General features: G+C 62.3%; 22 protein-coding genes, 1 tRNA gene and 2 pseudogenes. 12 read left to right on the top strand and 13 right to left on the bottom strand.

Features of this window, described 5'->3' with window-relative positions; translation table 11 throughout:
• The first annotated feature begins 26 nt into the window (after positions 1-26).
• Positions 27-311: a copper-binding protein gene (locus tag AC0L16_RS06165; protein WP_473619625.1), complete on the top strand. Its 285-nt coding sequence runs from the start codon at positions 27-29 to the stop codon at positions 309-311.
• A 74-nt stretch (positions 312-385) separates the two neighbouring features.
• Complete coding sequence (locus AC0L16_RS06160) at positions 386-739, top strand: hypothetical protein (protein ID WP_473619624.1); 354 nt, start codon at positions 386-388, stop codon at positions 737-739.
• Positions 740-804: 65 nt separating this feature from the next.
• Here AC0L16_RS06160 and AC0L16_RS06155 read toward each other — a convergent pair whose 3' ends face one another.
• A complete protein-coding gene (locus AC0L16_RS06155) occupies positions 805-1,167 on the bottom strand; it encodes a hypothetical protein (RefSeq protein WP_473619622.1) in 363 nt (120 codons plus the stop codon).
• A gap of 13 nt (positions 1,168-1,180) precedes the next feature.
• Between AC0L16_RS06155 and AC0L16_RS06150 the strand changes: the two genes are divergently transcribed.
• On the top strand, positions 1,181-1,693 hold the full coding sequence (locus AC0L16_RS06150) for an adenylate/guanylate cyclase domain-containing protein (protein ID WP_473619621.1): 513 nt from the start codon (positions 1,181-1,183) through the stop codon (positions 1,691-1,693).
• A 53-nt stretch (positions 1,694-1,746) separates the two neighbouring features.
• On the opposite strand, the gene AC0L16_RS06145 is transcribed toward AC0L16_RS06150, so the two are convergent.
• From AC0L16_RS06145 to AC0L16_RS06135, 3 genes are all read right to left on the bottom strand, one after another.
• On the bottom strand, positions 1,747-2,142 hold the full coding sequence (locus AC0L16_RS06145) for a hypothetical protein (protein WP_473619620.1): 396 nt from the start codon (positions 2,140-2,142) through the stop codon (positions 1,747-1,749).
• A 201-nt stretch (positions 2,143-2,343) separates the two neighbouring features.
• Entirely contained in the window at positions 2,344-3,741 is a 1,398-nt protein-coding gene (gntF, locus tag AC0L16_RS06140) for a guanitoxin biosynthesis pre-guanitoxin forming N-methyltransferase GntF (protein ID WP_473619619.1), read from the bottom strand.
• Complete coding sequence (locus AC0L16_RS06135) at positions 3,734-3,856, bottom strand: hypothetical protein (RefSeq protein WP_473619618.1); 123 nt, start codon at positions 3,854-3,856, stop codon at positions 3,734-3,736. The genes gntF and AC0L16_RS06135 overlap by 8 nt, the downstream gene beginning before the upstream one ends.
• A gap of 165 nt (positions 3,857-4,021) precedes the next feature.
• Here AC0L16_RS06135 and AC0L16_RS06130 point away from each other — a divergent pair, with 165 nt between their 5' ends.
• The 3 genes and pseudogenes from AC0L16_RS06130 to AC0L16_RS06120 form a co-directional block, all read left to right on the top strand.
• Positions 4,022-4,756: a hypothetical protein gene (locus tag AC0L16_RS06130; protein ID WP_473619617.1), complete on the top strand. Its 735-nt coding sequence runs from the start codon at positions 4,022-4,024 to the stop codon at positions 4,754-4,756.
• A gap of 201 nt (positions 4,757-4,957) precedes the next feature.
• Positions 4,958-5,395 (top strand): YqaA family protein, encoded by a 438-nt coding sequence (locus AC0L16_RS06125; protein ID WP_473619616.1) that lies wholly within the window; start codon positions 4,958-4,960, stop codon positions 5,393-5,395.
• Between the two features lie 223 nt (positions 5,396-5,618).
• Positions 5,619-5,822, top strand: a pseudogene (locus AC0L16_RS06120) (BrnA antitoxin family protein); the annotation flags it as partial.
• Positions 5,823-5,934: 112 nt separating this feature from the next.
• On the opposite strand, the gene AC0L16_RS06115 reads toward AC0L16_RS06120, so the two are convergent.
• Positions 5,935-7,416: an ATP-binding protein gene (locus tag AC0L16_RS06115; RefSeq protein WP_473619615.1), complete on the bottom strand. Its 1,482-nt coding sequence runs from the start codon at positions 7,414-7,416 to the stop codon at positions 5,935-5,937.
• The gene (locus AC0L16_RS06110) at positions 7,413-8,132 is read right to left on the bottom strand and encodes a response regulator (protein WP_473619614.1); all 720 of its coding nucleotides are present in this window, start codon (positions 8,130-8,132) and stop codon (positions 7,413-7,415) included. Before AC0L16_RS06110 ends, AC0L16_RS06115 begins: the two co-directional genes overlap by 4 nt.
• Positions 8,133-8,451: 319 nt before the next feature.
• Between AC0L16_RS06110 and AC0L16_RS06105 the strand changes: the two genes are divergently transcribed.
• The 4 genes from AC0L16_RS06105 to AC0L16_RS06090 all read left to right on the top strand — a co-directional run bounded on the left by AC0L16_RS06105 (position 8,452) and on the right by AC0L16_RS06090 (position 13,808).
• Positions 8,452-8,922, top strand: a complete 471-nt coding sequence (locus AC0L16_RS06105; RefSeq protein WP_254026014.1) for a (2Fe-2S)-binding protein — start codon at positions 8,452-8,454, stop codon at positions 8,920-8,922.
• Between the two features lie 11 nt (positions 8,923-8,933).
• Positions 8,934-11,108 carry a xanthine dehydrogenase family protein molybdopterin-binding subunit gene (locus AC0L16_RS06100; RefSeq protein WP_473619613.1) on the top strand — a complete coding sequence of 725 codons (2,175 nt, stop codon included), beginning with the start codon at positions 8,934-8,936 and terminating at the stop codon, positions 11,106-11,108.
• 337 nt (positions 11,109-11,445) lie between these two features.
• Positions 11,446-11,518, top strand: a tRNA-Arg gene (locus AC0L16_RS06095).
• Between the two features lie 376 nt (positions 11,519-11,894).
• Positions 11,895-13,808 carry a tetratricopeptide repeat protein gene (locus tag AC0L16_RS06090; protein WP_473619749.1) on the top strand — a complete coding sequence of 638 codons (1,914 nt, stop codon included), beginning with the start codon at positions 11,895-11,897 and terminating at the stop codon, positions 13,806-13,808.
• On the opposite strand, the gene AC0L16_RS06085 is transcribed toward AC0L16_RS06090, so the two are convergent.
• A complete protein-coding gene (locus tag AC0L16_RS06085) occupies positions 13,805-14,263 on the bottom strand; it encodes a YHS domain-containing (seleno)protein (protein ID WP_473619612.1) in 459 nt (152 codons plus the stop codon). The genes AC0L16_RS06090 and AC0L16_RS06085 overlap by 4 nt on opposite strands.
• Before the next feature lie 410 nt (positions 14,264-14,673).
• On the opposite strand from AC0L16_RS06085, the gene AC0L16_RS06080 reads away from it, so the two are divergent.
• Positions 14,674-15,141 carry a flavodoxin gene (locus AC0L16_RS06080; RefSeq protein WP_473619611.1) on the top strand — a complete coding sequence of 156 codons (468 nt, stop codon included), beginning with the start codon at positions 14,674-14,676 and terminating at the stop codon, positions 15,139-15,141.
• Here the strand turns inward: AC0L16_RS06080 and AC0L16_RS06075 are convergent.
• Positions 15,138-15,809, bottom strand: coding sequence for a cupin domain-containing protein (locus AC0L16_RS06075; protein WP_473619610.1), 672 nt, complete (start codon positions 15,807-15,809; stop codon positions 15,138-15,140). The two genes, AC0L16_RS06080 and AC0L16_RS06075, sit on opposite strands and share 4 nt — an antisense overlap.
• Before the next feature lie 147 nt (positions 15,810-15,956).
• Positions 15,957-16,283, bottom strand: coding sequence for a hypothetical protein (locus AC0L16_RS06070; protein ID WP_473619608.1), 327 nt, complete (start codon positions 16,281-16,283; stop codon positions 15,957-15,959).
• A gap of 472 nt (positions 16,284-16,755) precedes the next feature.
• Between AC0L16_RS06070 and AC0L16_RS06065 the strand changes: the two are divergent.
• Positions 16,756-16,889, top strand: a pseudogene (locus tag AC0L16_RS06065) (sulfur oxidation c-type cytochrome SoxA); the annotation flags it as partial.
• 74 nt (positions 16,890-16,963) lie between these two features.
• On the opposite strand, the gene AC0L16_RS06060 reads toward AC0L16_RS06065, so the two are convergent.
• Genes AC0L16_RS06060 through AC0L16_RS06045 form a run of 4 tightly spaced genes read right to left on the bottom strand, consistent with a single transcriptional unit; the run spans position 16,964 to position 20,379 of the window.
• Entirely contained in the window at positions 16,964-17,095 is a 132-nt protein-coding gene (locus tag AC0L16_RS06060) for a hypothetical protein (protein WP_023798499.1), read from the bottom strand.
• 18 nt (positions 17,096-17,113) lie between these two features.
• Entirely contained in the window at positions 17,114-17,302 is a 189-nt protein-coding gene (ccoS, locus tag AC0L16_RS06055) for a cbb3-type cytochrome oxidase assembly protein CcoS (RefSeq protein ID WP_473619607.1), read from the bottom strand.
• Positions 17,299-19,557, bottom strand: coding sequence for a heavy metal translocating P-type ATPase (locus tag AC0L16_RS06050; RefSeq protein ID WP_473619605.1), 2,259 nt, complete (start codon positions 19,555-19,557; stop codon positions 17,299-17,301). Before AC0L16_RS06050 ends, ccoS begins: the two co-directional genes overlap by 4 nt.
• A 3-nt stretch (positions 19,558-19,560) precedes the next feature.
• Entirely contained in the window at positions 19,561-20,379 is an 819-nt protein-coding gene (locus AC0L16_RS06045; protein ID WP_473619604.1) for a DUF2189 domain-containing protein, read from the bottom strand.
• Between the last annotated feature and the right edge of the window lie 3 nt (positions 20,380-20,382).

Here is a 20,382-nt window from a genome sequence, read left to right as displayed (position 1 = left end):
CCCCCAAAATTGCAAAGGAAGCAGTCATGAAGATATTGATAAGAGCATTCTCGGCACTCGCGCTCGCGCTCGCCATCGGCGGGAACGCGCTGGCGCAGGAATACGTGAAAGGCGAAGTCGTCAAGGTCGACGCCAAGCAGAAAAAGCTGACGATCAAACATGAGCCGCTGACGAATCTCGACATGCCCGCGATGACGATGGTGTTCGTCGTCGCGGAGGACGGCATGATCGAGAAGGTCAAAGCGGGTCAAGCAATCGAGTTTGCAGCCGACCGCGTCAACGGGCGCATGACTGTGATAGCGATCAAGTAAATGCATGCCATCCGCCGCGGGCTGTGTGCAACGGCCCGCGGCTTGCTTGCCAGCATTCCACAGACTGCTCGAGAATGAACGTGCTGCCTTACATTCACACCGCCAACGTCAGGCAGCTGTTCATTAATTTGAACGAGATCGCCAGAAAGCTTCGCCGCGACCTGCGTATTCGCTTCATATCCCTTCGAATGGTGGCTGTATTTGCAGCAGTCGCAATCACCATTATCGGTAGCGCTGGCCGCGACTCGATAATCTACGCAGCCATAGCGGCAATCTACTTAATCGTCGTCACGTTCTTGACGGGGATGTTTCTGGCTTCCCGCTTGACGCGGCCGCTCACCTGCTTCGCAGTGCTGGATGCGATCTTCGTAGCTTGTGTGTTGTACGAGCACATACTCGGTACCCGATCACCAACGATCATGGCTTGACCACTGCAGGCCTGGTTATCCCGTTTATCCTTCTGAGCCATATCGGGATGAACCTGAGCGGTCGCCTAATCATCATCTTCTCGGCGATAGTCCTGACGGCCTGGGTGACAATGCTTGGGTTGATGGCTTTCCGTCACGAGATTGGCAAGCCTGGGACGTTCCTCGACGCGTTCTTCGACCTTGATCTCGGTCTGGCATTGAGCTTCGGGTTTGCCGCGATCTCGACCTGCCTTCTGGCGGTGGATCACAGCCAAACCCGCAGAAGGGCACTGAAGATAGATCGGTGGCGGCATAATCTGGCGCGTTTTTTCTCTCCTCTCGTGGTCGCGCACCTGCAGGAGGCGGGTAACGCCCTTGATTTGAAGCGGCGTCCCGCCGCGGGTCGCAGGTACAATACTTGCGTTTGGCGGATCGGTCGACAAGTTCATCGGCGATGGCGTCATGGCGGTGTTTGGCCAGCCGACCGCTGCAGAGGACGACGCCGAGCGAGCTCTGGCCTGCGCGGTGGAACTGATTGCGCTCTTGAACGAATGGAAGCCGCTTAGCGACCCCGATGGGTCGGTCTTTCAGGTAGGCATAGGCCTTCACTACGGGACCATCATCGGCGGGGTGCTCGAGAGCGGTTACCATGACGAATTCACTGTCATCGGCGACGCTGTCAACGTCGCGGAGCGACTGGAATCGCTGACCAAGGAGTTCGGCGCTTCGCTCGTCGTCTCTTCGGCGCTGTTGACGCAGACGCAAAAAGGCACCCTGACAGGGCCCTGGATATGGAAGAACGCGGTTGCGTTGAGCGGCCGCCGATTCCCGATAGACCTGGCCTATCTTCCTCGTGAAAAGTATCTTGCCTCGACCGATGCAGGCGCCGTCCGGATATCCGGAAATCGGCAATGGCGCGGCGAGAAACCTTCGGGCACGGCAGCATCCGTCCGGCAACCCGAGTCACCAAGTTGACGGCGGGCCTGAACGGAACCGCGCCCCTGGCTGGCGCTGATTCATCGAAGGTTTCACGACGAAGGTACAGCGCAGAACGCTGTCCAGAGATCTTGCTTCCAATCCCTGCGTTGCGGGTCGCGCAGGGCAGCACCTACCGGGTAGTTGCGCGTGCCAATGCTGACATAGGCCTGTGCCGCGCACCGTATCCTTGCATGGTGGCTTCCGCGATCCACATATTTGATCGCACCTTTCGCGTCGGTCTCGACCAGATCGATAGCCACCTCAAAGTCATACTCTTTCTCATGAAAGACAGTATCGTTCACGACGCTAAGCTGGACCGACGTCGTATCAGGAAAATGAGCAGTGTAGAAGATCAGTTGCTCCGCCGCCGTCAAGGGCGTAGCCAGCAACACGCCGGCAACAAATGCAATGACGCGCATTTCGTCCTCGCAGCAGAGAACGCCCATGGGAACCATTCTCCGTGACTTTCTTGGAAACGACGGATCGGCCATGGCTGGAGGGCAACTCTTGATCTTCCCGCAGCCGGAAGAGGGCATAGCGTTAGTTTCCCGCTAAACAACGCCAAGGGAGATCAAGCCGAGAATACGAAGCAGATAGACGGATATTGTAATGACCTTCGCGACCTAAAAAGGACGACTACAGCTCGCTTAACAGTGACAGTCTCCACCCGCCGCCCTCTCCGGTAATTGCGGAGACTTTCGTCCAGAGCGGACTTGCCCGCCGGTCGACGAGCAAGCGGCATCATTTGTCGGCGTTGGTCTTCGACGATGGCCGGCCGCGAGAATGATGCTTGAATAGCCGTGTTGAGCGCATTCCGGCACATGCACAGTTCTGATCGTCAATGCCCCTTCCGGAAAACAGTTCCGTAGCATCCTTTCCAAGTCGGCCGCGTCGAGCATGGGGCTTGGGAACGCCCTGCCGCCCACGAGGTAGCTGTGCGTCTTGCCGAGAGCGGCAACAAGAAGCGTCCCGCCAGGCCGCACCAATTCAATGATCCGCCTCATGTAGAGTTGCCACTCTTCGAGATCGGCCGTGGCCGAATCTGCGCAGTAGGCGCTCAGAACGGTCGTATAGAGCCGTTGCGCATCCGCCAGCGGCCTATCGTTACGAATATCGACCTCCAGCAGGGTCGTGATCCTGGCGCGCGTAAGGCGTTCACGATCAAGAATATCTTCCCAGGTGGGGTCCGCGATGCCCTCGCATTGAAGAGTGTAGCTGGCGAAAGGCTTCCAGTCGTGCGCACCTTCGTCTTGTTCGACCCAGCGGGAGATTTCGTCGAGATTGCATCGAAGATAGTCCCCGAGATGAATTTCGGAGACCCGTGTCGTAATCGGGAAGACGTGGTGAAGCGTCGGACCGACACCGAAAACGAGCACCGATTCACCTGCTGGTATCCGTTGCGCGGCCTCAGAAAAAAAGGCGATCGTTTGTTGCTCATCGACTTCGACGGCGCTGTAATAGTCGGCGAGGTATTCCGCTGGGGACCATGCATTTTCGAACGACGTGTAGGGTACTGCCTTTTGAAGAAGCACGCGGGTCGACCAGCCGAGTCCGTATTCATAAGCCGCCGCACCGGCATTGGCGCCGGCTAGGAAAACCAGTGCCTCTTCTCCGGAGACAGCGTCGCTGGCGAGGGCTAGACCGAAAGCGCCGATGTAGTAGGGCGTTTCTTTGGCAAGTTCGAAGACGACGTATCCTGCTGCGCTCAGAAACCGGCGAATGCCGACGCGCATGGTTCTGCGCCCTGTGAGATCATAGGCCAATTTGGATAGAATACTGCTGCTGGTTCCCGTCGTTTCCAGCAGCCGCCAGTTCGCAGCCAGGCTGGACGAAAGCCCGCACGCCCAAAGTACGTATGAGGCGCCCAGCACGATGGCGGCAGCGTGGATGCCTATGCCGGAAAGCTGGCCGGACGCTACGAGCAACACCCCCGCAGCAGTGGCGACCGTGTCGAGCGCGTAGGTCGAAACCGCGTTCGCGACGATCGTCGCCGACCACTTCTTGATCCGCGTGGCCGAGCGGAACGTTTCGGCGAGATCAGCCACCGGCGGAGCTGCCGGCGCACGTGCCAGTATGGTGTGCAAGGTCGGTGATGGTGACGGTCACGCTGCCGGCAGGATAACTTTCCAGAGCATTCGCAAAATCGTTGAAGAAAGACATGTCGACCTCCTTAAAGGGGTGCATTGCTTGCTGCCGCCCACGGCCATTGCCGAGATTCAGCGCCTTCGTGATTAATACGTACGGTATGTATCTACACTATGCTTGCCAAAGTTCCGCCTGTCAAGTTAAGGAAACGTACCGTACGCACGTATCAAAGAGGCAAGAATGGAAACCGTGGAAGTGATCAACGGACGCTCACCCCTGTCAAAGGCAGATGCGCGTAAACGATACGTCGAAATCGGTGAACTCGTCGTTCTGAAGCAAATCCAGGACGATTCCGCAAAGCTGGACGATCGCGCGATAGCGATCGGCCCATTTGCGCGACTTGATGCCAGTGCGGCCGCCGCGCACGATGGCAAGACGCGCGGCGCTGTTACCAATCTGTTTGGCAGTCAGGCCGCCTATCAGACGGAGACGATGGCGTTGGCGCTCAGTGCGATCGCCTGGATCGAGCAAATCGAGTATCCATCGCCGGATGACTTCGACACTCCTGACGAATGGGTTGACGCGTTTTTTTCCGGCCAGTCGGACCGCGGTCCGCAGCACGGCGCGGAGCCAACCGTAAACTATGCTTTCTTGTGGGCGCTATGGCTGAGCACCGTGCCATATGGGCTATGGAGCGAGGAGATATCCCGAACGGGTCTTGCAGAATACCGCCAATGGGTAGCTCAACTCAAGGACGTCTTCGCCGACGCCCTCGATCATTTTGACTTGGCGGTGGGGGAGGGGATGACCGTTCTGGATCTGGCGAGCGCGGCCGCAAGTCTGATCGAGGGTATATGGCTCAACCAGTGTTTGACCGTGAACCACCCGAGCGACCCGTCGGAACCCGTCTCTGCGGCGCTGCGGCGCTCTGGGCGGATGCTATGGCGCGGCGCGACCGGACCTCGCGCCGATTGAAAATCGAGCCGCTCAAATGAGCCTATCCCTGCCGCAGCCGACCAGGGCAACGCTACGATGTCGTCTGGCAGGCACGTCGGCCCGGAAAATGGCTGATCCATCGCCATACGACCACAACAATGTCGAAGGGAAGGGCGGTGGCGGACTGATGGTCGTAATCGATGTGCAACCCTGAAGCCCGCTCCGCAAGGCGAAACGTAGATGGATATCCTTGCCATCTACGGCGGCCTGTTTGCTATTGCCTTCGCCGCGGCGACCATCCTTCCGGCGCAGTCGGAGGCCGCCCTTGCCGGGCTCCTCGCCAGCGGTTCCTTCTCGCCCACAATGCTGGTTGTTGTCGCCAGTCTGGGCAACATCCTTGGTTCGGCGGTGAACTGGGGTCTTGGCCGAGGGCTCGAACGCTTCCGGGACAGGCCCTGGTTTCCGCTGCGCCCCGCGAGGCTCAACCGCGCCACGATCTGGTATCGCCGTTATGGAAAATGGTCGCTCCTGCTAAGCTGGATGCCGATCATCGGCGATCCCTTGACTGTGGTCGCCGGGGTTTTGCGCGAGCCGCTATGGAGCTTTGTCGCAATCGTCGCCCTGGCGAAAGTTTCGCGTTATGTGGTTGTCGCCGGAGCGGTGCTAGGTCTGATGTGAAATTTGGCAGCGCAGAAGACCAGTTGCACCGCCGCCATCGAGGGCGTAGCCACCAACACGCCGGAAAATAGTGCAATGGCGTGCATTTCCTGCTCCCGGGGAGGCGAGACCATTGCCTCTCGCCCCGACATTCGATTCACTGTTCCAGGCAGTGGACCGAGGCATTCAGATGCGGTTTGCGTTGCATGTCTCATCCTTTCGTTATCTCGAGTCAGGACCATCAATGGCAAATCCTCCGCGCCGACCGACAAATCCAATGGCTGCCGCCGAAGCCGCCTTCAAACCTGCCAGGAAGCCGAGCGCACCGGTTCGCGAAACCGCAGCTGCTCCAAATGTCAGAGAGCTTGTTTCAATCAGGATTGATCGAGCTGTCCTGGATTATTTCCAGGGTGACGGACCGGGCTGGCAGGACCGTATTAACGACGCTTGCGGGCCATGGTCGAGAAGCGGATCGCCGCCGAGGACGACCGTTCTGACGAGGTTACCTAACGGAAATGTGAGCGCCTGGCGCGATCGCGGGATGGGTTGGGTGGCTTCTCTCAGGCCGGCAATGATCGCAGTCCGGTCGGAGGGCTCGTCTCAGGCACAGGCGCCGGGGCAAGCTGCTTGGCCATGTCGATGAGCGGCAGCCTGATGACCGCGCGAAGGCCGTTGCTCCGGTTTTCCAGCACGATGTCGCCGCCATGGTGGCGGGCGATGGCGCGGGCAATTGACAGGCCGAGCCCGACGCCGCCGGTCTCCCGGTTGCGTGACTGCTCCAGGCGGAAGAAGGGCGCGAACACCTGTTCCATGTCGCCTGGCGGAATGCCGGGCCCGGCGTCCTCGATCACAATGTCCAGGCTGTCGCTACGCCTGACCAGGCTTACCTTGGCCTGCTCGCCGTAGCGAATGGCATTTTCGACGAGGTTGCGGATAGCCCGGCGCAGCGAGTCCGGCCGGCAGCGGTACAGCACCTTTGGCCCGTCGCTGACGGTGATGTTTTGGCCAAGATCCGCAAGATCGTCGCAGAGGCTGCCGACCAGCGCCGAAAGATCGACGGTTCGCGTCTCCTCCACCGCGGCGTCCTCGCGCGCGAAGGCGAGCGCTGCTTCCGTCATCGTCTGGATTTCCTCGATGGTCTTCAGCATCTTTTCCTGCAGATCGTGATCCTGGACGAACTCGGCGCGCAGCCGAAGCGAGGTCAGCGGCGTGCGCAGGTCGTGGCTGATCGCCGCCAGCATGCGCGTGCGGTCCTCGACGAAGCGCTGCAGGCGCTCCTGCATGCGGTTGAACGCCTCGGCGGTCTGGCGGATGTCGTCCGGCCCGGATTCCGGCAGCCGCGGCACGGCCTCGCCGCGGCCGAACAGTTCGGCGGCATTGGCGAGCCGTCGCAGCGGACGCGCGATTGCCTGCGCCCCGAAAATCGCTATGGCGGACAGGATGAGTGCGGTGAGCGCCAGCGATATCGCCGATTGCGTCGTCCAGAAGGCGCTGGGCATCACCTTGGCGTAGGCGGCGTTCAGCCAGGTGCTGTCGTCGAGGCGGACGGAAAGTCCCATGCCGTTTGGGGCGCCGTCCAGATAAAGGAACTTGGCAGGTCGGGTGAACGGGCTGCCACTGCCCGACAGGTCCAGCATGCGCGGCGGCACCGAAGGGTCGGCGGCAGCGACCGCGTTCGAGGCCTGCCCGTTCATGTAGGCGGCATATTTGGCGGCAATGCCGGGCAGCGGCTTGGCGAGTTGCGTCAGCGCCTCCTGTTGCCAGGCGAGGGGATTGCTCGGCCCGTCGTGCGAGGTCCAGAAGCGCGTATAGGCCGTGCCGCTGACGTTGAGGATGTCGGGTCGAAGCGAGGGCGGCGTCGTGTCCAGCAAAATGGCAAGCGACGACGTGCGGCTGACGAACTCGCCCTTGGCCGCCGCCTGCAGGGCTTGTCCGCGCTCGTCCCACGAGATCAGGAAGGTGATCGCCTGCGACAGGCCGAGCGCAAGCAGCACCAGCATGAGGAAGCGGGCCGCCAGGCTGCGTCTCCACAACAGCATCATGCCTGGGCCACCTCGGCGGTGAAGCAGTAGCCGCCGCCCCAGTGCGTCTTGATCAGCATCGGATTCTTCGGGTCCGCCTCGATCTTCTTGCGCAGCCGGCTCACCTGGTTGTCGACGGCCCGGTCGAAACCGTCGGCCGAGCGCCCGACGGTGAGGTCGAGCAACTGATCCCGGCTGAGCACGATCCCGACATGCTCGATAAAGGCGGTGAGAAGGCGGAATTCGGCCGTGCTGAGCGCGACCGCCACGCCGTCGGGCCCGACCAGCTCGCGGCGGCCGACATTCAGCGTCCAGCGGTCGAAGCGCAGCGCATTCGATTTGAGCCGACCGCGCTGCGGCGGCAGGCTGTGGACGCGCCTGAGCACGGCCTTGATCCGCGCCAGCAATTCCCGCGGATTGAACGGCTTGGTCAGGTAGTCGTCGGCCCCGATCTCGAGGCCGACGATCCGGTCGACCTCCTCGGCCATGGCGGTAAGGAAGATGATCGGAACGTCGACCGTGCCGCGCACGTGCCGGCAGGCGGCAATGCCGTCCTCGCCTGGCATCATGACGTCGAGGACGATAAGATCGGGCAGGCTGCGGTCGAGCAGCCGCTTGAGCGCGGCCGTGCTGTCGGCGACGCTGACGCGATAACCCTGCTGGGTGAGGTATTTCCCGACGAGGTCGCGGATGTCCCTGTGGTCGTCGACGACCGCGATGTGCTGCGCCACTTCCATGCAATGCTCCAAGCCGCCGCTGAATAGTCGGCCAGTATCAACGATATCTAGTTTGCGTCTACACGGATGATCACCTTCCGCACCATCGCGGCAATCGCGCAGGGCATCAACAAAACGTGAGAAGTGTAACGAAGTGTATCAGAGCGCTGCGCCTGCGACAGCTTGCGATGAACTGCCGGTGTTCGGGACAAGGTTCTGCGACAGCTTCCGCCTAACTTGGCCTCGTCGCTAGCCCGGACTTCCGGTCTTTGCCGCCAGGCCATGCCGGGCGGCATCCGGACGGCAGTCCTCGCCAGCCTTTGATCGAAAGGATTGCACAATGGCCAGATTGATCATCAACGGCACGCCACGTGACATCGAGGTCGATCCGGACACGCCGCTGCTGTGGGTGATCCGCGAGCAGATCGGGCTTACCGGAACGAAATACGGTTGCGGCGTTGCCGCCTGCGGCGCCTGCACCATCCATATAGACGGCGTCGCCACGCGCTCCTGCGCGCTTCCGGTGAGCGCTGTCGAGCCCGACCAGCAAATCACCACCATCGAGGGGCTTTCGCCGGACAGCTCGCATCCGGTCCAGCAGGCCTGGCTGGCGCTCGACGTGCCGCAATGCGGCTACTGCCAGGCCGGCATGATCATGGCTGCGGCGGGTCTGCTCATGCAGAACCCGAACCCCGCGGACGAGGACATCAACGCCGAGATCACCAACATCTGCCGCTGCGGCACCTACAACCGGGTGCGCGCTGCGATCAAGCTCGCCGCCAAAGCCGGCGAAGCCACGCAACGCGGTTGAGGAGAACAGTCATGAACGCCACAATTTCCCTCTCCCGCCGCAGCTTCATCATCGGCGTGGCCGCCACGGCCGGCGGCTTGTCCCTCGGATTCAACGTGCCGTTCATCAAGCCGGCACTCGCCGAGGGCAGCGAGGCGGCGCCGGAGATCAATGCCTGGGTGGTGATCAGGCCCGACGATACGGTGGTCATCCGCATCGCCCGCTCCGAGATGGGGCAGGGGACGCTGACCGGCCTGGCGCAACTCGTCGCCGAGGAGCTGAACTGCGACTGGTCCAAGGTCACCACCGAATACCCGTCGCCGGCCCAGAACCTGGCGCGCGACCGCGTGTGGGGCAATTTCTCGACCGGCGGCAGCCGCGGCATCCGCGAGTCGCACGAGTATGTGCGCATTGGCGGCGTCGTTGCGCGCGAGATGCTGATTGCCGCCGCGGCCGCCGAATGGGGCGTGCCGGCCAGCGAATGCACGGCAAGGATGGGCATGGTCACGCATGCAGCATCGGATCGCGCCACCTTTTATGGACAGCTGGCTGCCGCTGCCGCGAAAATGACGCCGCCCGCCAATGTCACGCTCAAGGACCCGAAGGACTGGACCATAGCCGGCAAGCCGCTGCCGCGGCTCGACACGGCCGACAAGCTCAACGGCAGCCAGGTCTACGGCGCCGATCTCAAGCTGCCGAACATGCTCAACGCGGCGATCCGGGCCTGCCCGTATTTTGGCGGCAAGGTGGCGAGTTTCGACGCGGCGGCGGTCGCGGGCATGCCGGGCGTGCGCACCGTTGTTCAGGTCGACGAGACCGCCGTTGCGGTGGTCGCCGACACGTGGTGGCGGGCGAAGACCGCTCTCGATGCCTTGCCGATCGTCTGGGACGAAGGCCCCAACAGGCAGGTCACCAGCGCCTCGATCGCGGCGATGCTCGAAGAAGGGCTCGCCGCAAATGACGCTTTCATTGGCGCCAGGCAAGGTGACGCCGGTGCTGTCCTGTCCGCCGCCGGCCGGACGGTCACGGCGACCTATGCCTTCCCCTACCAGAACCACGCGACCATGGAGCCGATGAACGCGACGGCGCTCTACACGCCTGAGCGCTGCGAGGTATGGGTACCGACCCAGAATGGCGAGGCGAGCTTGGCTGCAGCGGCCGAGGCCGCCGGCCTGCCGGTGCAGCAATGCGAGGTACACAAGATCCATCTCGGCGGTGGCTTCGGCCGGCGCGGCAACTTCCAGGACTATGTGCGCCAGGCGGTCAGCATTGCCAGGCAGGTGCCGGGGACGCCGGTAAAGCTGATGTGGTCGCGCGAGGAGGATATGCTGCACGGCGCCTATCACCCGACCACCCGATGCCGGCTGACGGGCGCGCTCGACGCGGACGGCAACCTGACCGCTCTGCACATGCGCATATCCGGCCAGTCGATCCTTGCCGCAGTGCGGCCGCAGGGCATGCAGAACGGCATGGACCCGGTGGTCTTCCAGGGGCTCGTTCTCAGCGGCACGGAAGGCACGCTGGGCTATACGGTGGACAATCTGCTTGTCGACCATGCCATGCGCAACCCGCCGATCCCGCCAGGTTTTTGGCGTGGCGTCAACCTCAACCAGAACGCGCTCTACGTCGAGTGTTTCATGGACGAACTCGCCCATGCGGCCGGCGTCGACCCGCTCGCCTTCCGCCGCAAGCTGATGGCCAAGCATCCAAAACATCTCGCCGTGCTGGAGGCGGTCGCCGAACGGATCGGCTGGGACACCCCGCCCGCGGCCGGCGTTCACCGCGGCCTGGCGCAGATCATGGGTTTTGGCAGCTATGTGGCGGCGGCAGCGGAGGTTTCGGTCACCGATGGGCAGCTCAGGATGCATCGCATCGTGGCGGCCACCGATCCGGGTCATGTCGTCAACCCGGCACAGGTGGAGCGGCAGGTCGAGGGCTCTTTCGTCTATGGCCTTTCCGCCTGCATCTACGGCGAATGCACCGTCAATGGCGGCCGCATGGAGCAGGAAAACTTCGACAGCTACGAGGTCCTGCGGATGGCCGAAATGCCTGAGGTGGAGACGATCATCCTGCCGTCCGGCGGCTTCTGGGGCGGGGTCGGCGAGCCGACCATCGCAGTCGCCGCGCCGGCCGTCCTCAATGCGATCTTCGCCGCCACCGGAAAACGCATCCGCACGCTGCCGCTGAAGAACCATGACCTCGCATGATATGAGGCGCGCGAAAAAACAAACAGTTAGAGAGCGATGTGCACACGCCGTGCACACGGCTGTTTCGTCGAAACACCGCGCCAAGGCGGCCTTTCCCCCAGAACACTTGAAAAGCATCGCACGTACGGCACCGAACCTGCCTATCGAAAGTTGGGTGGTCGCGTGGTCTATGCCGTCGCAGATCTGCAAAGAATGGGCCGACAGGGGGTTGAAGTCATCGACCTTGATCCGGGCCTCGGCCGCGTTATCCGGCCAAGCCTATAGGTCGAGTGAAGTCCAGGAGGGGATAGCTTGAGCAACCTGCGGGTGGAGCATGACACTGCACTCGCACGAGCCCGCGCTCGACATCGAGGGCGAGAACTGCCCTCCGAAGGCAGCGATCGTGAGTTCGAATCTCGCCGGGTGCGCCAATCGGGATGTACATTCCAAAATCGTGTAGCGCGACGTCCGGTTTTGACCGTGGCTGTGTGAAAACTCCGCGAGATCGGATGTGTGGGATGATTTTCCCAAGATCGATCACGTTGACGGCACCAAAGGACGTCATGTCTCTGATCGCCTATCATTCTACCGGTTCGTTGCGCTGTCGCGTTTTCACACTGCAAAGACCCATTCCAGACCTCCCGGTGCATGCACAGCAAAGGGCCTTGCGGCGATACAATGCGTCCGACTTCTGCTACGGTGCATTCCTCGGGCATAAGTGGTCTTAAAGAACGCCGTCGTGGATCGCAAGCTTGCTGCCATTCTTGCTGCCGATGTGGTGGGCTACTCCGCGCTGGGAGAGTCGGATTGTCAACCGAGCATGTAGAGCGGCGACTTACGGCCATTCTAGCGGCCGACATCGCCGGCTACAGCCGGCTGATGGGCAACGACGAGGAAGGCACGCTCGCCCAGCTGAAGGTGCATCGGCGTGCTCTGGTCGACCGAAAGATCAACGAACACCGCGGGCGGATTGTCAAGACCACCGGCGATGGGATGCTGGTCGAGTTCGCGAGTGTGGTCGAGGCCGTGCGCTGCGCCGTCGAGATCCAGCGCGGCATGGCGGAACGCAATGTCGCGACGCCGACAGGACAACGTATCGAGTTCCGCGTCGGCATCAATGTCGGCGACATCATCATCGAGCGTGACGACATTTTCGGGGACGGCGTCAACGTTGCGGCTCGCTTGGAAGGGCTCGCTGAGCCTGGCGGCATCTGTGTCTCCGGCCGAGTACAAGAAGACACGCAAGGCAAGCTCGACATTGCCTTTGAGGATATCGGCGAACAGAAGCTCAAGAATATCGCTCGGCCGGTGCGGGCCTTTCGCGTACGGCTCGACGCCACGGCCGCTCCGGCGCCCGCCGGCTGGCGCCGGGGATTGTACGCTGCTCTGGCACTGATGATTTTGCTTGCTGGAGGCGCGGTGTGGACCAGTCTTGGCTCTGAGTGGAAATTTCTCACCATTCTGCGCTCTGGCGATCAACCCATAGAAAGTGCTGAAGTCGGCACGAAACCCGCGATCGCCATTCTCCCGTTCCTGAACCAAAGCGACGATTCGGCTCGTGAGTATTTCGCGGATGGATTGACGCAGGATATCATCAATGCACTGGGTCGGTTCTCCGCGCTGACCGTGATGTCGTGGAACGCTGTCCTCCCCTACAAAGTAAAGCCAGCAAGCCCGGAGGAGATCGGCCGCGGACTCGCCGTCAGCTATCTGGTCGAAGGCAGCGTCCGCCAGACCGGCGATCGGGTGCTAGTCGTCACGCAACTCGTCGACACGAGGCAGGGACGGGTGCTTTGGTCTGGACGCTTCGAGGAGGCGCTGGCGGACGTGTTTGCGCTGCAGGACAACATTGTCACTGACATTGTCAGAGTCCTGGCGATTCGCGTGACGCAGATCGAACAAAATCGCGTGTTCACAAAGCCAACCGAAAATCTCGCAGCCTATGATTACGTGCTGCGCGCCAGGCCGGCATTGCAGCGCCCGACGCATGCAAACAATGTAGAGGCGCGCGCCCTGCTCAAACGCGCCATCGAGCTTGACCCCAACTACGCTGCTGCCTATGCGGCACTTGCCGAAACCTATCATTTAGCGAGCTCGATGGGCTGGGCGGAATCGCCAGCCGCGTTCCTGAGCCGTGCCGAGGAACTGGCAACCAAGGCGCTGAGACTTGATGATTCCGACGTGCGCGCGCGCATCACTCTCGGCCACATCCACCTCTTTCATCAGAGATACAACCAGGCAGAGGCAGAGATCGAGCGTGCCATTGCGATCAATCCGAACGATGCCCACGGCCTCGCCGGGCGCGGCACCATCCTGTTGTGGCTGGGGCACACGGATGAGGCGATCGAAGCCTTGGAGCAGGCGCAGCGCATCGACCCCGATCTCAATGCGATCGATCGCTTTGCGCTGAGCCTGGCCTACTATCTGGGACGACGGTATGACGCGGCGATCGAACAGGCGGAACTCAATCTTCGAACAACTGCAGGAGCGAACTTCAGCCGTGTCCTACTGGCGGCCGCCTATGCACAAGACAACCGAGCGGATGACGCGGCGCGTGTCGTGACGATGATACGCCGTATCGACCCAACCTTCGACCCGAAGGAGTTCGGAAACAAGCTTCTAAACTCTAGCGATCTCGAACATCTGCGCGACGGATTCCGCAAGGCCCGCCTCTACCCCGTCACAGGCGACCCGCCACCGGCCGAGAGAATGAACCGCTAATGTCCTTGAAGTAGCGCGCGGTTCTGGTTGGCCTTCGCGATGTTCGCAGCAAGGTCCTGCTGGAAGAGCGCGGGTCCCATCGGGGCTGGCTTGCCGAAAATATAAAGCTTGCCGTCGCTGATCAGCCAGTTCTCCGGGTTGGCCTCGTCGAGTTCGCCCAGGGCCAGCGCCATTGCACAATAATTTCCGAACTCTGGCGCGTAGCGAACAGGATCGGCCTTGAAAAGCTCGCGATTCTCGGCGCTCGCGAAGAGGTAGCGGTGCTCGTCCCATTCGTACTCGATCTCCGGCAACCCGCGCGTGGGGCTTCCGATGGTGAAATAGGCGACCGGGTCATAACCCTTGATCGCGAGCGGGACTGCTTCCGTGGCAAAAGAGGGCATCGAGGTCGCAAACAGGGCGGCTGCGACCGCCAAAACGAGGCTAATGGCATTTCGACGAGAGACATTGTGCATGGCGAATTCCCCTGTGATTTGCCCTTCCCGGGCCGCGAACAGCCCGCCTCCGCGGCAAACGATGCCGTCGCGTCATTCCGTTCGGGGGGACTGATTATGGCTCTTGTAGCGCTCGGCCGCAACGTGTTTCGAGATTTTCGGAGTTCGAGTGTGGTGAGGGCCGGCGCCCATTGCAGGGGTGCCGGGCTCCATCATTCGTCTGCTTATGGCGCAAGGCCTGGCGGTGGCCGCGATCGAGATCAGAGGCGCACGCCTTCCTGACGCCGTGCTGGTCTATTCGGGCGTAGAAGCGCTCCGAAAGGCTGATCGTCATGGCTAGCCGTGACAGGAGACCTCGGTGACATTGACTACCTTCATCTCGCGCCGGCAGGCCCTGCAACGCTGCGTCCGGTCGCAGCGCCACGGTCCTGGTGGCCTACTTTACCCGGACCGGCAACACGCGCCTGATCGCCACCCAGGTTGCCCGCGCGCTCGACGCAACCCTATTTCAGATCGTACCGGCGGCCGGCTATCCGGAAGACTACGAGGCACAGGTCGCGCAGGCAGAGGACGAACGGCAGCGGGGTTACGAGCCGCCGCTGCAGGCGACGATGCCGGATCTGAACTCGTATGAGACTGTGTTTCTCGGCTTTCCGATCTGGGGAATGACCGCGCCTTCCGTCATACGCTCGTTCCTGTCGCAGCACGACCTGTCGGGCAAGACGCGGGTGCCGTTCATCACGCATGGCGGCTATGGGCTCGGCAACAGCCTGGCCGTAATCGCCGAACATGCACCAGGTGCCCGTCTGATCAATGGGTTTTCCAAACAATGCGACCAGGAGCGCGAGACGCTTCGAGAGGTCACTCGGTGGCTCGCGAGCGTCGAGATAGGCCGTTAGCCTGAGTTGTACACCCCTAGCTCGTGCGTTCTGTGCTGTTCGTCTTCGATCGATCTGCGCCTACTTCCGGTCTTCCTCCAATTTTGCAGAAGCGGGCCTTTGCTCCCATAGACGGGATCCTTGCGTGGACGACCTACCTTCTGGATCGTCGCGAGCGCGCGATCATGCTCCTGGGCAGTCGTGCATTCGTCATAGGTCCCAAACGGAGGATAGGCGCCGACCACTAGAAAATCGTCGGATGCCGAAAGGCATTGGTGCCCGGTGCCAGCCGGAAGAACCGCGACGTCGCCGGCCTTCAGGGACAGGGTTCGGCCCTTTTTGCCTCCAAACCGGACTTTGGCCGTCCCGGCTGCAACCCCGAGCACCTCATGTATTCGCGAATGGTAGTGAACGTAGTCGTAGATGCCATTCCGCCAGTTGTCCCCCCATCCATTGACCTCGAAAAGCTCCTCCAAGACGGCTGCGGGATCAAATTTTTCTGGCAGCCTCACGGCGCCGCGATAGACGACAAGCGGCCAAAACGGATGATTGGGTACCAGGCCATCATCCTTGAACCAAAACTCATTTGCTTTTCGCTGCCTGACAAGATCGGTTGCTTCTTGCCTGCCCGGTGCTGCGAAACCGGTAACCTGCTCGACGGCTTTCTTGGTACTCTGCAGAATGCTCATGATGTAGCCTTGCATTGCTGGTTGTCGGAAGACGAGCCTTCATGCCGATTCAACCGGCTACATGCCGGTCGGTTCCGTCCCTATCTCTGCCTTCGAGGTCACTCGACTGGATGAAGCGGCCGGCGATGCTGCAGAATGCAGATGCGGCTACCCGCCATGCGCCGGGCCAGAGTTGCCTCTCGGTAACGATTCCGCCTGCGATTTCGGCAAGAGGAACACCGCCCATGGCGCCACCGCGGTCACAACCAGCCAGACCAGTGCGAGCTGGGTAGAACTTTCGTCCGGCACTACCACAAGCTTGATCGTCCCCTGGATCACGGCATGCAGAAACGCACCCGGCCAGATCGAATTCTCCGTCCGCTCGAAGATCGCGGCCAACGGGAAGGTCAGCGACAACGCCACCCCCAGTGACACTGCCGCGAGGATCGGTTCCATCGTCCAGAACATCGCGAGATGGACGAGAACGAACGGCACCGCCGCGATTCAGCCGCCCTCCAGAAGGTCCGCCCCTCACGCAGGTGTCGGAAGAGGAACCCCCGAAACACTGTCTCTTCGGCGATCCCGCCCTGTGCAAAGATGCCGAACGCGAGCCGCCACCAGCCATCGCGCAGCGAGAGCGGTAGCCCCGCGATCGCCCAATAGATTGGGATCAGTGCGATCAAGACGACGCTGCCGATCACTGTGAACCAAGTTGCTCCGCTTCGCGGCGCACCGAGGCCTAGCGCCAGCGCCGCCTCGCGCGGCACCTTCCGCGCCACTATGTACTCAACAATGAAGGCCGCAACGATCGTTAGCGCCCCGACAATGAGCCCCCATTCGCCCCGAAAACTCCGGAGCGACCACGCTGACCTGTCGAGGACGAGATAGAGAGCCAGCAATCCGGCAAAGATGAGAACCAGCCTCACCGCCGCTCCTCCTTATAACCGCAGCCTCTGAGAAAGAGGTCGGCGGCCGTCTGTTCCAGAGCCGCATCGGACAACTCGAGCTCTCCCGCGCCTCCTGCCACGACGACAATTGGGGCAAACGGCTCGGCGGCAGGCGCATCCGACCGGCTATCCGCTCTTCCGACTGGAGTGGCAGACGGGCCCGCGGCCTTCTGGTCGAGACGCCGGCCGTGCGGCCGTGATGCCGGGCTGTAGCCGGTCGTTCCCTGCCTAGAACAAAGCGGCTATCACCGCGATCAGGGCGACTGCAAGCGCGACAAGGCTTGGAACCATCACCGCAACGCCGGACACGGTCGCCAGCCCGGCAATCCAGTCAAATTTCCTGTCGGCAGTTTCGCCCATTGTCGCTTCCCTTAGAGATCAACGCCTGTTTGGCGATGGCTGTTCCAGATCCGGCAACGGGTTGTCGGCCGCCTCGTTGAGAAGCACCCGCTCCGCTGCTCCGTCCAAGTCCTCGAGCTGGCCGCTTTTCATCGACCAGAGGAAGGCGAGAAGCCCAACCAGGCCCATGCCGAGTGCTACGGGGACCAGCCAGGCGAGCAGGCTCATGCAGCCTCCGCGAGATGGGTGGTCGTCACGCCACCTTGTATTCCTTGCGGATCCCGGCTCGGACCCGAAAGACGAAGCGCATTGGCAACCACCAGGATGGATGATGTGGACATCGCCACAGCCGCGACCAGCGGCGTAACGTGGCCTGTGACCGCGAGCGGGAGGGCGAGCGCATTGTAAAGGATGGAGAGCCCAATGTTCTGGGTGATGAGCTGCTTGGCTTTGCGGGCAATGGTGATCGCTTTCGGAACGCTGTCCAGGCTGGAGCCCAGGAACACGAGATCGGCCGCGTTGCGCCCGACGTCGGCAGCTGAGGAGGGCGCCATCGACACGTGAGCCGTTCCCAATGCGGGCGCGTCGTTGAGGCCGTCACCGACCATCAGTACCTTGCGTCCCTCCGCGCGCAGGACTTCCAACCGCGCGACTTTGTCGCGAGGAAGCATCCCGGCAGTGGCTGCTGCTACGCCGAGCATGCCTCCCACCTTCCTTACCTCCGTTTCCACGTCTCCGGACAGGATCTCGACGCCGAGACCGAGACTGCGCAGGCGCTTTGTAGCGGCGGCGGCTCCGAGACGGAGGCTGTCGGAAATCCGGAACGCGCCGAGGACGCGGCCGTCAGCCGACAACCAGGCTTCGGCCGAGGCGGAACCGGCAGTGGAGCGGGCGTCGACCCAGGATCTGCGGCCGAGCCTGTAAACGCGGCCGCCGACCGTGCCTTCGATGCCGTTTCCGGGCTCCTCCCGAAGATGCTCGACGGTAGCCTGCCCGGCCGGACGCAGCGCGGCCACCGCTCGCGAGGCAGGATGCCGAGAGAACCGAGCAAGCGCGGAGGCCGCTTCGATCTCGTCGTCCGGCACGGTGCAAGACGCCACTTTTGTCAGACCTGAGGTGAGCGTACCCGTCTTATCCAGTGCGACGTGATCGACTTCGGCCAACCGTTCCAAAGCCGCGCCGTCCTTGATGGTCACACCGAGAGCGAAGAGACGCCGCGCAGCGACGGCCTGGACCATCGGCACGGCCAGGCCCAACGCGCATGGGCAGGTGATGATGAGGACGGCGATCGCCACCGTCAGTGATCCGTGCAGGTCTCCAGTGGCGCTCATCCACCCTGCAAAGGTGGCGAAGGCAAGCAGATGGACCACCGGCGAATAAAGCGAGGCGGCCCGGTCGGCGATGCGCCGGTAACGCGCGCGGCCGCCTTCGGCAGCCTCCATCAACCTCATCATGTCAGCAAGGAAGGACTCTTTCTGAGGTCGGTCGACACGCAACGTCAGCGGCCCGTCGAAGTTGAGCGATCCCGACAGCACGCTGGCCCCTGGTCGGACCGACTCCGGGGCGGACTCGCCCGTCACAACCGACAGGTCGAGCGAGGCGTTTCCGGAAATTACGGTGCCATCGGCCGGCACGCGCTCTCCGGCGAGGACAAGGACGGTCTCGCCGCTGCGGATAGCGGAGACGTCGCGATATTCGCGTTCGCCATCAGGCGTGAGCACCGTGGCGCCTCGCGGCATCATCCGCGCCAGCGACCTGACCGCTTGGCGAGCGCGTCCGCGCATCGCCTGGTCCACAGCGCGTCCAGCCAGCAGGAAGAACAGCAAGGATGTCACCGCATCGAAGTAAGCATGGGCTCCGCCCGTCACCGTATCGTATGCGCTGAGGCCGAATGCGAGCAGCACACCGACGCTGATCGGCACATCCATGTTCGTCCGGCCGCCGCGCAGGGCGCTCCACGCGGAAGCGAAGAAAATCCGGCCCGAATAGGCCAGCGTCGGCAACGCGAGGGCCGTGGAGATCAGGTGGAATGCGTGCCTCGTGCCGGCGTCCGCTCCCGACCAGACCGAGACGGAAAGAAGCATGATATTCATGGCGGCGAAGCCGGCAACGGCGGTGGCGCGCAGCAAGCGGCCCATCTCCGGATCGCCGTCTCCGTTCCCAGGCTCGGCGAGTGTTGCTTCGTAACCGGCTTTTCGAAGCGTTTCGATCATCGGCGGCACGGCGCCGTCCCGCCGCCACTTCACCACGACACGTCTTGCGGTCAGGTTCACCCGCGCGGAAACGATGCCCTCGACTTGGCTGAGCAAGCCTTCGATCGCGCCGATGCAGCCTGCGCAATGCACCTGCGGGACGGAAAAGTCCGTCTGGATTGTACCATCGCCGAGATCGCGGCTCGCAAAGACCACCTCTTGCGGGACGATCTCGCGCAGCCCGGGCCCAATCATCAGGGCCGCCTCGGTTCCCGGCGCGCAGCAGCTCATCGATCAGGCCTCCGGCCGGGCCATTGCCCGGTAGGCGTGCCATGTCGCGTGTCCGAGCAGCGGGAAGATGACGATCATGGCGATAAGGCCGGTGGCGACGCAGATGCCGAAAAGCACGAGCACCATGGCACCCCAGGCGATCATCGGCGGCAGGTTGTTCCACACCAGCTTCATGCTCGTGGCCATCGCGGTCAGAGCATCGACGCGCCGGTCAAGCAGCATCGGCACCGAAAAGACGCTGATCGCGAATGCAAAAGATGCGAACAGACCACCGATCGCCGTTCCTATGATCAACATCGCCCATCCATATGGCGTGCCAATCAGTATCCCGATCACATTGTCGAGGCCCGGAAATGCCGTCACGCCAAAAAACAGCGCCCACAGGAGAACCGCCGCCCGCATCCAGAGCAGCATCAGGAGACAGAGAAGCAGGCCCGTGAAGAAGATTTGCGCGCCCGCTCTCGGTCGCACGTGAAGCATCGAAGCAAGCCCGATTTCGCGGCCTTCGCCGATCGCGCGGCTCTTCTCGTAAAGCCCGATCGCCAGGAACGGCGCGACGATCAGGAAGCCGGCAAGCGATGGGAACAGGATATAGTCGCGACCGAACTCGACGAGGGTCCACACGAACGCGGTCGAAAGCACGAAAACGCCGACACCGTAAGCGAGGCTGGAGGCCGGGCGGGTCCAGAAATCGCGCCAGCCCGCAGCGAGCCAACGCAATCCTTCCAGGACGGGAAGGTGGCGTTGAAGCTTGGGATCCCGGGTCTCCCCGATGCCGGATGTCTCGCTCAGCAGCCAGTAGGATTCGTCGGCCTCGCCCATGAC

It is taken from the genome of Mesorhizobium sp. WSM4848, assembly GCF_055811375.1.
Note: the sequence above shows the minus strand (reverse complement) of the source record. Positions and strands in the feature narration are given on the sequence as shown.